Source organism: Mycobacterium sp. NGS45 (assembly GCF_059812645.1).
Genome location: NZ_JCALDB010000005.1, coordinates 175891 through 188917 on the forward strand (window position 1 = coordinate 175891; position 13027 = coordinate 188917).

The following is a 13027-nucleotide window of genomic DNA, read 5'->3' on the forward strand; positions in this document are numbered from 1 at the left end:
GGCCGACTCGGCAGCCCAATGGTGTGTAGCGTTGGCACGTCGCGAACGGCCCTCCCTTTAGACTTTGTGAGGTAAACCGCAAGGAAGGCTGGCCAGCGCGCCATCACACATCCAGCCGAAGAGCTTAAGAGGGGCAACGTGGACGAGATCCTGGCAAGAGCCGGAATCTTCCAGGGGGTAGAACCCAGCGCCGTTTCCGCGCTGACCAAGCAGTTGCAGCCCGTGGACTTTCCGCGCGGGCACACCGTGTTCGCCGAGGGGGAGCCCGGCGACCGGCTGTACATCATCACCTCGGGGAAGGTGAAGATCGGCCGTCGCTCACCGGACGGTCGGGAGAACCTGCTGACGATCATGGGCCCGTCGGACATGTTCGGTGAGCTGTCCATCTTCGACCCGGGTCCACGCACGTCGAGCGCCACCACCATCACCGAGGTGCGCGCGGTCTCGATGGACCGGGAGGCGTTGCGCGCGTGGATCGCCGATCGCCCGGAGATCGCCGAACAGCTGCTGCGGGTGTTGGCCCGTCGTCTGCGTCGTACCAACAACAACCTGGCCGACCTGATCTTCACCGACGTGCCCGGCCGGGTGGCCAAGCAGCTGCTGCAGCTGGCCCAGCGGTTCGGCACCCAGGAAGGCGGCGCGCTGCGGGTCACCCACGACCTGACCCAGGAGGAGATCGCCCAGTTGGTCGGTGCCTCCCGCGAGACGGTGAACAAGGCGCTGGCCGATTTCGCCCACCGCGGCTGGATCCGGCTGGAGGGCAAGAGCGTCCTGATCAGCGACAGCGAACGCCTGGCCCGCCGCGCGCGTTAGCGGTTTCGGTGCGCTAAGGGGTGCTGAGCGCCCCTGCGCGCACCGAAATCACAGCTGGCGCAGGTAGTCCAGCTGGGCTTGCACCGACCATTCGGCGACGTCCCAGAGCTTCTCTTCGACGTCGGTGTAGACGTGCTCGACGATCTGGCGGGCACTGGCGTCCTCGCCGAGGTCGCGCAGCGCCGCCCGCACCTGGTCCAGCCGCTCGGCGCGGTGCGCCAGATAGACGTCGGTGATGTTGTGCAGATCGTCGAGGTCGGGTCCGTGCCCGGGCAGCACCTTACGGTTGGTCAGACCGCGCAGCCGGCGCAGTGACTCCAGATACTCGGCCAGGCTGCCGTCTTCGTTGTCGATCACCGTGGTGCCGTAGCCCAGCACGGTGTCGGCGGTCAGCACGGCATCGTCGAGCAGGAACGACAGCGAGTCCTTGGTGTGCCCGGGCGTGGCCAGCACGGTGATCCGCAGTCCCGCGGCGTCGATCACCTCGCCGTCGCTCAACGGCCCGCCCATTCCGCGCAGGAAGCCGCTGCCCACCGAGCGCACCACCGCCGAGGTGCGGTCCACCAGCTTGTCGATGCCGTCGGTATGGTCGCCGTGCTTGTGGCTGATCAACACCAGCGACACCGTCAACCCCAGTTCGGCCAACCGGTCCAAGTGGGCGTCGTCGTCGGGTCCGGGGTCGACGACGACGCATTCGGTGGCACCGGGTGCGCGCAGCACCCAGGTGTTGGTGCCGTCCAGCGTCATCTTGCCGGGGTTGTCGCACAGCAGCACCGAAGCGGTGTCGGTCACCGGGCGCAGTAGCCCGTAGGCGGGGTGGTGCAGTTCGGCGGTCACGCCACCTCGACGATGATATCCACTTCGACGGGCGCATCCAGCGGCAGTTCGGCCACACCGACCGCCGAGCGGGCGTGGCTACCGGCCGCGCCGAAGACGTCGCCGAAGAGCTGCGAGGCACCGTTGACCACGCCGGGCTGCCCGGCGAATCCGGGCGCGGAGGCGACGAAGCCGACCACCTTGACCACCCGGGTCACGTTGTCGATACCGACCAGGGCGTCGACGGCGGCCAGCGCGTTGAGTGCGCACACCTGCGCGGCGTTCTTGGCTTCCTCGGGGTCGACGTCGGCGCCCACCTTGCCGGTGTGCAGCAGCTCGCCGTCGACCAGCGGCAGCTGACCGGAGGTGTAGACCAGATTGCCGGTGCGCACCGCCGGCACATAGGCGGCCAGCGGTTTGGCCACCGTGGGAAGGCTCAGGCCCAGTTCGGCGAGCCGGTCGGTGACGCTCACTTCGGTCGCTTGAGGTAGGCGACATGGTTGTCGCCGGTGGGGCCGGGCAGCACCGACACCAACTCCCAGCCGTCGGCTCCCCACTGGTCGAGGATCTGCTTGGTGGCATGGACCAGCAGCGGAACGGTGGCGTACTCCCAGGCGGTCGGTTCGCTCATGACCCGAGCTTATCGCGGACCTGTTCGACACCCCGGGGCGCTCGCGCTGGCCACGAGGTCGCGCCGCCGGCCGGGACGATCCGTCCGCCGGGTAGCTACACCGGGCCACCGACCGGGTCGTTAGCATTCACGCATGGCAACCACACCAAGCGGCGGTAGCAGCGCCGGCTGGCCCTCTCGGTTGACGAAGGCCCGATTGCATTTCGTCTCCGGTAAGGGCGGCACCGGCAAGACCACCGTCGCCGCGGCCCTGGCGCTCACCCTGGCTGCCGGGGGACGCAAGGTGTTGTTGGTGGAAGTCGAAGAGCGCCAAGGGATCGCGCAGCTGTTCGACGTGCCGCCGCTGCCCTACGAGGAAGTCAAGATCGCCACCGCCGAAAACGGCGGCCAGGTCAATGCGCTGGCCATCAACATCGAGGCCGCGTTCCTGGAATACCTGGACATGTTCTACAACCTGGGTCTGGCCGGCCGGGCGATGCGCAAGATCGGCGCCGTGGAGTTCGCCACCACGATTGCTCCGGGCCTGCGCGACGTGTTGCTCACCGGCAAGATCAAGGAAGCCGTGATCCGGGTCGGACCGGACAAGAAGCCGGTGTACGACGCGATCGTGGTGGATGCACCGCCGACCGGCCGCATCTCGCGTTTCCTCGACGTCACCAAGGCCATCTCGGATCTGGCCAAGGGCGGCCCGGTGCACTCGCAGGCCGACGGCGTGGTCAAGATCCTGCATTCCGACCAGACCGCGGTGCATCTGGTGACGCTGCTGGAGTCGTTGCCGCTGCAGGAAACCGTGGAGGCCATCAAGGAGCTCGAAGAGCTCGAGCTTCCGGTGGGCAGCGTGATCATCAACCGCACCATCCCGTCGATCCTGGCGTCCGACGACCTGAAGAAGGCCGCCGAAGGCGATCTCGACGCCGAAGCGGTGCGCGCCGACCTGACCAAGGTGGGCATCACGTTGTCCGACGACGAGTTCGCCGGGCTGCTCACCGAGAGCATCCAGCACGCCAGTCGGATCCAGGCCCGCGCCGAGAGCGCGGAACTGCTCGACGAGATCAAGGTGCCGCGGCTCGAGCTGCCCACCATCAACGACGGAGTCGACCTGGGCAGCCTCTACGAGCTGGCCGAGGCGCTCGCGCAGCAGGGCGTCCGTTGATCAACGACGACACGACATCGAAGGTGGGTCAACGATGAGCACTACTCCGCCGGCCTTGGACATGGCCGCGATCCTCAAGGACACCTCGAACCGGGTGCTGGTGTGCTGTGGCGCCGGTGGCGTCGGAAAGACGACGACGGCCGCGGCGATGGCGCTGCGCGCCGCCGAGTACGGCCGCCACGTGGTGGTGCTCACCATCGACCCGGCCCGCCGGCTGGCCCAGGCGCTGGGTATCAAGGACCTGGGCAACACCCCGCAGCGGGTGCCGCTGGCCCCGGAGGTGTCCGGTGAGCTGCACGCCATGATGCTCGACATGCGGCGCACGTTCGACGAGATGGTCACCGAGTACTCGGATCCTGAACGCGCACAATCGATTCTGGACAACCACTTCTACCAGACGGTGGCCACCTCGCTGGCCGGTACGCAGGAGTACATGGCGATGGAGAAGCTCGGCCAGCTGCTGGCCGAGGACCGCTGGGACCTGATCGTGGTGGACACCCCGCCGTCGCGCAACGCGCTGGACTTCCTGGACGCACCCAAGCGGTTGGGCAGCTTCATGGACGGCCGGCTGTGGCGACTGCTGCTGGCCCCGGGCCGCGGCATCGGCCGACTGCTCACCGGTGCGGTGGGCTTGGCGATGAAGGCGCTCTCGACGGTGCTCGGCTCGCAGATGCTGTCCGACGCCTCGGATTTCGTGCAGTCGCTGGACGCCACCTTCGGCGGGTTCCGGGAGAAGGCGGACCGCACCTACGAGCTGCTCAAGCGGCGCGGCACCCAGTTCGTGGTGGTTTCGGCGGCCGAGCCGGACGCGCTGCGCGAAGCCACCTTCTTCGTCGACCGGTTGTCCGAGGAGAAGATGCCGCTGGCCGGTTTGATCCTCAACCGCACCCACCCGACGCTGACCCCGCTGCACATCGAGCGTGCCGTCGACGGGGCCGAGCAGTTGGAGGCCGACGATCCGGGCTCGCTGGCCGCTGCCGTATTGCGCGTGCACGCCAACCGGGCGCAGACCGCCAAGCGGGAGATTCGGCTGCTGTCGCGGTTCACCGGTGCCAATCCGCACGTTCCGGTGGTCGGTGTGCCGTCGCTGCCGTTCGACGTCTCTGATCTGGAAGCGTTGCGCGCGATCGCCGATCAGATCACCGCGGAGACCGCGGCCAGCGCCTGAGTCCGGCGAGCCGTCGCGGCGACGGCCGCGATCTCATCGAGTTCGGCCGGCGCTGCCTGCCGGGCTGATCAGCTCACGCTGCGGTGTTTGCGCTGCGCGGCGAAGAAGTCGGCCCAGGACACCACCTCGGGGTGCTGCTTGAGCAAGGCCCGACGCTGCCGTTCCGTCATGCCCCCCCACACCCCGAATTCGACGCGGTTGTCCAGCGCATCGGCGCCGCATTCGACGATCACCGGGCAGTGCCGGCAGATCACTGCGGCCTTACGTTGGGCGGCCCCCCGCACGAAGAGTTCATCGGGATCCGCTCCGCGACACCGCGCCTGGGCGACCCAGGCAATGCGGGCCTCGGCCTGTGCGCCGTGGGCGGGCGGAGCCGGAACGGTGGGCGAATTAGTCCGTCTTGCTGCGGGCCGAGTACCTGACACCAGCGATTCCCCTTCGCTCGGTCCGCCGTGGGCGGCGGCACTGTCCTCGAGTCCAACGCCATGTGCGATCTACGCCACATTGCGCCGTCTTGTGTTACCTACGTCGCACTGTGTGTTCAAGCTAGGTGGTCAAGGCACATTTGCGCAACTCCCCAGCCGCCACTTTTTTGGGACGGTCGTGCAGCCTGGGCTGCAAAACGCCCCGAACTGCACCTCCTGCACCGGATCGGTGTGGTAGTGCGGCATACCGCTGCACGTCAGCCGCCCGGGCGGCTGGCTAGTCTGTAGGGCATGTCGGACCGCCCCCCGGTCGCCGCGACGGTCGTCAAGCTCGCGTGGTGCTGCTTGCTGGCCGCCGTGTTGGTGGCCGCGCTGATGTTCCCCGTCGTGGGAGGCATCGGCTTGATGTCGAACCGCGCGTCGGACGTCGTCGCCAACGGATCAGCCCAACTGGTCGAAGGCGACGTGCCCGCGGTCAGCACCATGGTCGACGCCGAAGGCAACGTCATCGCCTGGCTGTATTCGCAGCGTCGCTTCGAGGTACCGAGCGAAGAGATCGCCGACACCATGAAGTTGGCCATCGTCTCGATCGAGGACAAGCGTTTCGCCGAGCACAACGGTGTGGACTGGAAGGGCACCCTGACCGGTCTGTCCGGGTACATGTCCGGCAACACCGACACCCGCGGTGGGTCCACCATCGAGCAGCAGTACGTGAAGAACTACCAGCTGCTGGTGGTCGCGCAGACCGACGCCGAGAAGCGCGCCGCGATCGAGACCACGCCCGCGCGCAAGCTACGTGAGATCCGGATGGCGCTGACCCTGGACAAGATGTTCAGCAAGCCCGAGATCTTGACCCGGTATTTGAACCTGGTGTCATTTGGCAACGGCGCCTTCGGAATCCAGGACGCCGCACAGACCTACTTCGACATCGATGCATCCGAGTTGAACTGGCAGCAGTCCGCGCTGCTGGCCGGGCTGGTGCAGTCCACCAGTGCACTGAACCCGTACACCAACCCCGAGGGCGCGCTGGCGCGGCGCAACGTGGTGCTGGACACCATGATCGAGAACGTCCCGGAGTACGCCGACGAGATCCGCGCGGCCAAGGCCGAGCCGCTGGGTGTGCTGCCGCAACCCAAGGAGTTGCCGCGGGGCTGCATCGCCGCCGGCGACCGCGCGTTCTTCTGCGATTACGCACAGGAGTACCTGGCGCGTGCCGGGCTGTCCAAGGATCAGATCGCCAAGGGCGGCTACCTGATCCGGACCACCCTGGATCCCACGGTGCAGAACGCGGTCAAGTCAGCCATCGACGCCAACGCGTCCTCCAATGCGCAGGGCATCGCCAGCGTGATGAGTGTGATCCGGCCGGGCAAGGAATCCCACCCAGTGCTCGCGATGGCCAGCAACCGCACCTACGGGCTGGACCTCGAAGCCGGGGAAACCATGCAGCCGCAACCCTTCTCGCTGGTGGGCGACGGAGCCGGCTCGGTGTTCAAGATCTTCACCGTCGCCGCCGCGCTGGACCTGGGCATGGGCATCAACCAGCAACTGGACGTTCCCGGTCGGTTCGAGGCCAAGGGGCTGGGCAGCGGCGGCGCCCGCGGCTGCCCCAAGGACACCTGGTGCGTGCAGAACGCCGGCGCCTACCGCTCACCACAGAACGTCACCGATGCATTGGCCACTTCGCCGAACACCGCGTTCGCCAAGCTGATTTCACAGATCGGTGTGTCCCGCACGGTGGACATGGCGATCCGGCTGGGCCTGCGCTCGTATGCCGATCCCGGCACCGCGCGGGACTACGACCCGCAGAGCAACGAAAGCTTGGCCGACTTCATCAAGCGGCAGAACATCGGCTCGTTCACGCTGGGGCCGTTCGAGGTCAACGCGCTCGAACTGTCCAACGTCGCGGCGACGTTGGCCTCCGGCGGCGTGTGGTGCCCGCCGAACCCGATCGACAAGGTCTTCGACCGGCACGGCAACGAGGTCGCGGTGACCACGCAGACCTGCGAGCAGGCCGTGCCCGAGGGGCTGGCCAACACGCTGGCCAATGCCATGAGCAAGGATGACCAGGGGCCCGGCACTGCGGCCGGTGCGGCCGGTTCGGTCGGTTGGGATCTGCCGATGGCCGGCAAGACCGGCACCACCGAGGCGCATCGCTCATCGGGATTCTTGGGCTTCACCAACACCTTGGCCGCCGCCAACTACATCTACGACGATTCACCGAACCCCGGTGAGTTGTGCTCGTTCCCGCTGCGGCAGTGCGGTGACGGCAACCTCTACGGCGGCAACGAGCCGGCCCGGACCTGGTTCGCCGCGATGAAACCGATCGCCACCAACTTCGGCGAAGTGGTGCTGCCCCCGACCGACCCGCGCTACGTCGACGGTGGACCCAACACCCGGGTGCCGAACATATCCGGACTGCGCGAGGACACCGCACGAAAGCGGTTGCAGGAGGCAGGGTTCGAAGTGGCCGAGCAAGCCAGCTGGGTCAACAGCAGTTCGTCGTCAGGCACCGTGGTGGGCACCTCGCCATCTGGTCAGGTGATCCCGGGAACCATCGTGACGCTGTTGATCAGCAACGGCGTGGCGCCGGCGCCACCGCCGCCGGTGTTCAGTGCCCCGGAACTGCCGCTACCACCACCACCGGCGGTGGGCAGCACCGTGGTGGAGATTCCGGGACTGCCGCCGATCACCGTTCCGGTGCTCGGACCGCCCCCGCCCTGACCTGCAAGCTGGACGCTCTGGCTCCACCTGGGCGGCAAGGGGGCTACCCTTTGTACCCATGCTGGTCGTTCCCCCTGCCGTGCGTCGCACCGCCCTGGCCGCAGTCGGTACCGCCGTGGCCGGCATCGGTTACGCCACGCTGATCGAACGCAACGCGTTCGTGGTGCGTGAAGTGACCATGCCGGTGCTCTCACCGGGATCCTCACCGCTGCGCGTGTTGCACCTGTCCGACCTGCACATGCGGCCCAGCCAGCGGCACAAGCAGGCGTGGCTGCGCGAGCTGTCCCGCTGGGATCCGGACTTCGTGGTCAACACAGGGGACAACCTGTCCCACCCCAAGGCGGTCCCGGCCGTCGTGCAGGCCCTCGGCGATCTGCTCTCGGTGCCCGGGGTGTTCGTGTTCGGCAGCAACGACTACTTCGCGCCCACCCTGAAGAACCCGGCCAAGTACCTCACCGACCGTGACCACCGCTCGCACGGCACTCCGCTGCCCTGGCAGGATCTGCGCGCGGCGTTCAACGAGCGCGGCTGGCTGGACCTCACCCACACGCGTCGCGAACTGGAGGTGGGCGGGGTGACGATCGCCGCGGCCGGCGTCGACGATCCGCACATCGACCGGGACCGCTACGACACCATCGCCGGGCCCGCCAACGCGGCCGCCGATCTGCGTCTGGGGGTCGTGCATGCGCCCTACACCCGGGTGCTGGACCGGTTCGCCGCCGACGGCTACCAGCTGATCATGGCCGGGCATACGCACGGCGGCCAGCTGTGCCTGCCGTTCAAGGGCGCACTGGTGACCAACTGCGATCTGGACACCTCGCGCGCCAAGGGCGTCTCACGGTGGGGCGCCGACACCACGCTGCACGTCTCGGCCGGCATCGGCACCTCGCCGTTCGCGCCGCTGCGGTTCTGCTGCCGGCCCGAGGCCACACTGTTGACCCTGATCGCGGCGCCGACCGGCGGTCGGGACTCCAGCCGGACACTGGGGCAGACCCAGCCGACGGCGGCGGTGCACTGACTCAATCCCGTTGCCGCTCCGCCACCGAGCCGATCAATACTGGTTCCGAATCGCCGGCGTCGTGCTCGGTGTTCGTTGACGCAGCCGATCCCTCGTCCTCGGCGGTCAAGAACAACCACAGCGCTGCCAGTCCGAAGAAGCCGCCGTAGAGGCTGGCGCCCAACGCAGTCATGACTCCCTGCCTTTGCTCAAGGATCAGATTCGCAGTGATTCATGACCTAGAACGCGAACGACACACCAGATTCATCCCGGGCCCGTCAGTGAACCCCACCGCGTGCCCCTTGCGCTGTGACCGAGATCGCATCGCCGCCGCCCGCGGATCGACTGGATCGGAACCGTTTGGCACCGGAGGCCACCGGTGCGATACGCTGTCGTGGCTTCACACGGGGTGTGGCGCAGCTTGGTAGCGTGCTTCGTTCGGGACGAAGAGGTCGTGGGTTCGAATCCCGCCACCCCGACTCGTGTGACTGCAGGTAGAAGGCCCTGACTGGTTCTCCAGTTCGGGGCCTTCTTTCGTTCCAGTCCGCAGTTGGTCCGCAGCAGCTTTTAGGGACTTGGTTCGCGCGTCGTCCAAAGCCGCGGAAACCATCTCCAAATCATCTGGGAACAGGTCGGCGTAAGTGTCCAGGGTCAGCACCGCCGAGGCGTGCCCCAGCATGGTCTGCACGGCTTTGACATTGGCGCCGGCACTGATGGCAAGGGATGCGGCGGTGTGACGGAGATCGTGCGGAGTTACGACTGGGAAGGTCGCATCCTTCTCGAGGACCCGCTTGACCGCTTTGTTGAAGACTCGGCGGCGCCAGTTCGACACTCTCAGAACTCCGCCTTCGGGCGCGGCGAAGATGAGGTCATCGGGCTTCTTCCCAATCATCAGGACGGCCAGTTCGTCAGCAAGAAATGCGGGGAAAGGCACCATCCGCTGCTCGTACGACTTGGGTGACGACCACTCCAGTTGCCCTTCGACCTCTGTCACGGACTCCCGGACGTGGATGCGACGTCGAAGCATCTTCGCGTCACCGACGCGCAGCGCCGCCATTTCTCCCCAGCGCAGACCGGTGTAGGCCAAGAAGCGCACGACCGTCGCATCCGGCCCGACTTCAATCGCGAGCTGCTCCACCTGCCGGTGCGTCAGATACCCGCGCGGCCGCCGCTTGCGGCGAGGAAGCTTGATCCCCGCACACGGATTGCGCGCGATCCGTCGATCCTCGACCGCCATCTCCAGTACCTGACGCAAGATGCCGACGGCATTCTCAACGGTGGCGGCCCCGGCACCCGAGGACGTCATCGAGTGGACCCAGGCACGCACGTCCGTCGTCTGGACGTCGGCGACGGCGACCGCTGACCACCGCGGCTCGACGTACACCGGCCAGGTGTACCTCCGAGTCGACGCGGTGGTTTTCTTGAGATGGCTCTGCGTTCCGACCCATTTCGCATACAGTTCGCCGACGCTGACGCGACCCGCCTTCGGCGCGACATAGGCGCCCGTCACCTGCATGGCAGTGATCTCATCGAGCCAGGCTTGAGCATCCACTTTGCGATCGAAGGACCTGGTGTTTTCTTGCCCCTGGTCGTCGACGTAGCGGGCCAGCCAGCGACGCCCTTTGTTGGCCCGCGCTGTGGGGCTGCCGTCTGCCCGCCGCCAACGATCCTCGACGCCGGCCCGGCGGTTACGTCTTTGCATAGTCTGCTCCTCCGTCACCGTAAGTGTGCCACTGAGCGCCGACAGCTACTGACAAGAAACGGATTTCACCAAATCAAGACCAAAGTTGGCTGTGGTGGTGGACGGATCGACTTCTCTGGTGTCACCGTTGGCTCAGTTGAACCGACTGTGATTCAGGAGGAATGTGATGGAATTGCTTGGAGCTAAACAGGTATCGCAGATGATCGGTGTCCCGGTTGGGACACTGCGGTACTGGAGACACTCGGATATCGGACCGGCGAGCTTCACCTTGGGCCGCCGTGTCGTGTATCGGCGCGATGAGGTTCTTAGGTGGATTTCGCAGCAGGAGAGCGCAACCCGACGCGGAGGCGGCGACGCTGCATGAGGCCCGCATATGAGAAAGACCCCGGGGGCTAGCCGAGGTCTTTCGTTCGAACCACCCGATCGCTCAACCGGAAGTTCCTCATGAGAATAGCCCGTCATGCCCGCCCGCAGAAGCACCGCAGGCAGGAAACCCTATGAGTGCCAACAACGAAAGCGACAAGAAGTCCGTCGCCGCGCGCCTGGTCTGCATGGCGCAAGAGCGGTACCTCCTCGGCGTCTCCGAAGACGGAGAGCCCTTCGGCGCTGACCGAACCCGGCCTCATCTGGCGATTCTGCTGCGCGCGGGCAAGGCCGGCCTACGCGCCCAACTCGCCTCCCGCTATTTCGCGGAGACCGGCACCGTGGCCGGCGGCCAGGCCCTCACCGACGCCACCCTGGTCCTCGAAGGCCTGGCCGCCAACCAGAGACCTGAGAAGCTGCATCTCCGCATCGCTGAGCACCGAGGAATCAGCTACATCGACACCGGACGAACCGACGGGAAAGTCATTCGCATCCACCGCGGCGCCTGGTCGATCATCGACACTGCCCCGGTACGGTTCTTGCGCACCAAGCTGACAGCGGCGATGCCGCTACCGCCCCCATCCGGCGATGTGAACGGGTTGTGGGATTTCATCAACATCGCCTTTGAAGACCGTCCCGTGTTGCTCGCAGCGCTCATCGCCGCATTGATTCAGTGCGATGTGCCGCATCCGGTCCTGGCGCTCTTCGCCGAGCAAGGCAGCGCCAAGACCACGACAACGCGCATGCTGGTCGACCTCATCGACCCCGCCCCCGTTGCGCTGCGCCAGCCGCCTCGCGACGCCGAATCCTGGGTGACCGCCGCCGCCGGCTCGTGGGTTGTCGCCCTCGACAACCTGTCAGCGATCCCGCCTTGGTTGTCGGACTCGCTGTGCCGCGCCGCCACCGGCGACGGCAACGTCAAACGCGCGCTCTACACCGATGCTGACTTGGCCGTGGTCAAGTTTCGGCGCTGCGTCATCATCAATGGCATCGACGTCGGAGCGGTGCGACCCGACCTCGCCGAACGCATGGCGATGATCGACTTGCGACGCATAGAGCGTCACATGCGACAGCCGGAGGCCACGATGCGACAACTGTGGCACGCGGCTCTACCTGGCATTTTGAGTGGGCTACTCGAACTGGCCGCGACTGTTCATCACCGTCTGGAAACGCTGGTGATAGATGATGCGCCACGGATGGCGGACTTCGGTCGCGTGCTGGCGGCGGTCGACCAGGTTTTGTCGACTGATGGCTTACGGCGCTACACCTCACGCGCGGACCAACTCTCGGAGGACAGCCTGGCAGGCAACCCGTTCATCGATCAGCTGCGCCAGCACGTCCGAGAACCGTTACGCAGCCAGTCCGGCGCTGACCTACACACCGCCGTAACCCCTGCTGGCGACCATTGGCGACGCCCGAAGGAATGGCCCCGCAACGGCCGCGAGGTGACAAGTCTGCTCCGCAGACACGCACCGGCGCTGCGGAAACTGGGATGGGTGATCGAAGACGACGGGGCCCGCAACCATCGCAACGTTCTGCTCTGGACGATCTATCCGCCGTCCGAAGATGTCGCGGTCCTCCGAGCCTCGCAATCCTCGCACCCCTCGCTGCGACGGCCCACCCCTTCCTCGATCACTGTCGCTGAGAACCACGCGGCTCGCCCTGACGACGAACGCCACGACGACCTCTCCGCGTAGCAATCCCACATTCGACGAGTTGTCAGTGCCTACGGGCATTATCAGGACAAGCCGTAAGGGAGCAGCCGCGATGAGTCTCGACGACGATCTGGAGAAACTGGCCACCGCCGCGATCAGCGACTGGCCCGCGATCACCTTGTGCGGCCAACTCGATGCCGCGATCCAAGGCCTCTACCGAACACATCTGCCGTTCCCACCCTCCTGGACCCCCGACGAACACGAGGAGTTCATCAAGGAACACGCCGACACCGACGCACAACAGCTGGCCACCCAATTCGACGACACCATCGACACCGTGGTCGACGACTTCGGCCGACAGAACGGCTACCTACCGCAGAGTGAAGATGCATCAGAGGTGATCTCCGCCGCACGCAAGACCATGGTCTACGAGTTACTGGCCAGCATCGAACATATGAAAGGTGAACTCGCCCGGCTGACGATCCACACTGCAGGCCGTAGCGCAGCCAGCATGACCGGATGCAGCCCCGCCGCACGACGATCGCATAGAAACACAATCCGCAGGCTTCGCCGAACGACGTGA

14 protein-coding genes, 1 tRNA gene and 1 pseudogene are annotated in these 13027 nt (G+C 66.4%); 10 read left to right on the top strand and 6 right to left on the bottom strand.

Going from position 1 to position 13027, the window contains the following annotated elements:
• The first annotated feature begins 138 nt into the window (after positions 1–138).
• Positions 139–813, top strand: a complete 675-nt coding sequence (gene crp / locus AC5Y3P_RS06945) for a cAMP-activated global transcriptional regulator CRP (RefSeq protein WP_500045156.1) — start codon at positions 139–141, stop codon at positions 811–813.
• A 48-nt stretch (positions 814–861) separates the two neighbouring features.
• Here crp and AC5Y3P_RS06950 read toward each other — a convergent pair whose 3' ends face one another.
• Genes AC5Y3P_RS06950 through sp36 form a run of 3 tightly spaced genes read right to left on the bottom strand, consistent with a single transcriptional unit; the run spans position 862 to position 2260 of the window.
• Complete coding sequence (locus AC5Y3P_RS06950) at positions 862–1650, bottom strand: MBL fold metallo-hydrolase (RefSeq protein ID WP_500045157.1); 789 nt, start codon at positions 1648–1650, stop codon at positions 862–864.
• Positions 1647–2102, bottom strand: coding sequence for a RidA family protein (locus AC5Y3P_RS06955; protein ID WP_500045158.1), 456 nt, complete (start codon positions 2100–2102; stop codon positions 1647–1649). Before AC5Y3P_RS06955 ends, AC5Y3P_RS06950 begins: the two co-directional genes overlap by 4 nt.
• Entirely contained in the window at positions 2099–2260 is a 162-nt protein-coding gene (gene sp36, locus AC5Y3P_RS06960) for a Sp36 family protein (protein ID WP_500045159.1), read from the bottom strand. The genes AC5Y3P_RS06955 and sp36 overlap by 4 nt, the downstream gene beginning before the upstream one ends.
• Positions 2261–2393: 133 nt before the next feature.
• Here sp36 and bagA point away from each other — a divergent pair, with 133 nt between their 5' ends.
• A complete protein-coding gene (bagA, locus tag AC5Y3P_RS06965; RefSeq protein ID WP_500045160.1) occupies positions 2394–3413 on the top strand; it encodes an ATPase BagA in 1020 nt (339 codons plus the stop codon).
• Positions 3414–3447: 34 nt separating this feature from the next.
• Positions 3448–4581 carry an ATPase BagB gene (gene bagB, locus AC5Y3P_RS06970; protein ID WP_500045161.1) on the top strand — a complete coding sequence of 378 codons (1134 nt, stop codon included), beginning with the start codon at positions 3448–3450 and terminating at the stop codon, positions 4579–4581.
• 68 nt (positions 4582–4649) lie between these two features.
• Here bagB and AC5Y3P_RS06975 read toward each other — a convergent pair whose 3' ends face one another.
• Positions 4650–5006 carry a WhiB family transcriptional regulator gene (locus AC5Y3P_RS06975; protein ID WP_500045162.1) on the bottom strand — a complete coding sequence of 119 codons (357 nt, stop codon included), beginning with the start codon at positions 5004–5006 and terminating at the stop codon, positions 4650–4652.
• Between the two features lie 291 nt (positions 5007–5297).
• Between AC5Y3P_RS06975 and ponA2 the strand changes: the two genes are divergently transcribed.
• Complete coding sequence (gene ponA2, locus AC5Y3P_RS06980; protein WP_500045163.1) at positions 5298–7727, top strand: transglycosylase/D,D-transpeptidase PonA2; 2430 nt, start codon at positions 5298–5300, stop codon at positions 7725–7727.
• 58 nt (positions 7728–7785) lie between these two features.
• Positions 7786–8745 carry a metallophosphoesterase gene (locus tag AC5Y3P_RS06985; protein WP_500045164.1) on the top strand — a complete coding sequence of 320 codons (960 nt, stop codon included), beginning with the start codon at positions 7786–7788 and terminating at the stop codon, positions 8743–8745.
• Position 8746: 1 nt separating this feature from the next.
• Here AC5Y3P_RS06985 and AC5Y3P_RS06990 read toward each other — a convergent pair whose 3' ends face one another.
• The gene (locus tag AC5Y3P_RS06990) at positions 8747–8917 is read right to left on the bottom strand and encodes a hypothetical protein (RefSeq protein ID WP_500045165.1); all 171 of its coding nucleotides are present in this window, start codon (positions 8915–8917) and stop codon (positions 8747–8749) included.
• Between the two features lie 212 nt (positions 8918–9129).
• Here AC5Y3P_RS06990 and AC5Y3P_RS06995 point away from each other — a divergent pair.
• Positions 9130–9203 (top strand) — tRNA-Pro (locus AC5Y3P_RS06995).
• Between the two features lie 209 nt (positions 9204–9412).
• On the opposite strand, the pseudogene AC5Y3P_RS07000 reads toward AC5Y3P_RS06995, so the two are convergent.
• Positions 9413–9820, bottom strand: a pseudogene (locus AC5Y3P_RS07000) (tyrosine-type recombinase/integrase); the annotation flags it as partial.
• Here AC5Y3P_RS07000 and AC5Y3P_RS07005 point away from each other — a divergent pair.
• The 4 genes from AC5Y3P_RS07005 to AC5Y3P_RS07020 all read left to right on the top strand — a co-directional run bounded on the left by AC5Y3P_RS07005 (position 9731) and on the right by AC5Y3P_RS07020 (position 13027).
• Positions 9731–10087 carry a hypothetical protein gene (locus AC5Y3P_RS07005; RefSeq protein WP_234815186.1) on the top strand — a complete coding sequence of 119 codons (357 nt, stop codon included), beginning with the start codon at positions 9731–9733 and terminating at the stop codon, positions 10085–10087. The pseudogene AC5Y3P_RS07000 and the gene AC5Y3P_RS07005 overlap by 90 nt on opposite strands.
• 505 nt (positions 10088–10592) lie before the next feature.
• A complete protein-coding gene (locus AC5Y3P_RS07010) occupies positions 10593–10790 on the top strand; it encodes a helix-turn-helix transcriptional regulator (protein WP_082948431.1) in 198 nt (65 codons plus the stop codon).
• 133 nt (positions 10791–10923) lie between these two features.
• Positions 10924–12486, top strand: a complete 1563-nt coding sequence (locus AC5Y3P_RS07015) for an AICE element replication initiation protein (RefSeq protein ID WP_234815187.1) — start codon at positions 10924–10926, stop codon at positions 12484–12486.
• Between the two features lie 70 nt (positions 12487–12556).
• Positions 12557–13027 carry a transposase gene (locus AC5Y3P_RS07020; RefSeq protein ID WP_500045166.1) on the top strand — a complete coding sequence of 157 codons (471 nt, stop codon included), beginning with the start codon at positions 12557–12559 and terminating at the stop codon, positions 13025–13027.

What these genes read in the sequence shown, in the direction of transcription:
- AC5Y3P_RS07015 (WP_234815187.1), top strand. Translation starts at nt 10,924, where the DNA reads ATGAGTGCCAACAACGAAAGCGACAAGAAGTCCGTCGCCGCGCGCCTG.
- bagB (WP_500045161.1), top strand. Translation starts at nt 3,448, where the DNA reads ATGAGCACTACTCCGCCGGCCTTGGACATGGCCGCGATCCTCAAGGAC.
- AC5Y3P_RS07020 (WP_500045166.1), top strand. Translation starts at nt 12,557, where the DNA reads ATGAGTCTCGACGACGATCTGGAGAAACTGGCCACCGCCGCGATCAGC.
- bagA (WP_500045160.1), top strand. Translation starts at nt 2,394, where the DNA reads ATGGCAACCACACCAAGCGGCGGTAGCAGCGCCGGCTGGCCCTCTCGG.
- AC5Y3P_RS07010 (WP_082948431.1), top strand. Translation starts at nt 10,593, where the DNA reads ATGGAATTGCTTGGAGCTAAACAGGTATCGCAGATGATCGGTGTCCCG.
- sp36 (WP_500045159.1), bottom strand. Translation starts at nt 2,260, where the DNA reads ATGAGCGAACCGACCGCCTGGGAGTACGCCACCGTTCCGCTGCTGGTC.
- ponA2 (WP_500045163.1), top strand. Translation starts at nt 5,298, where the DNA reads ATGTCGGACCGCCCCCCGGTCGCCGCGACGGTCGTCAAGCTCGCGTGG.
- AC5Y3P_RS06990 (WP_500045165.1), bottom strand. Translation starts at nt 8,917, where the DNA reads ATGACTGCGTTGGGCGCCAGCCTCTACGGCGGCTTCTTCGGACTGGCA.
- AC5Y3P_RS06985 (WP_500045164.1), top strand. Translation starts at nt 7,786, where the DNA reads ATGCTGGTCGTTCCCCCTGCCGTGCGTCGCACCGCCCTGGCCGCAGTC.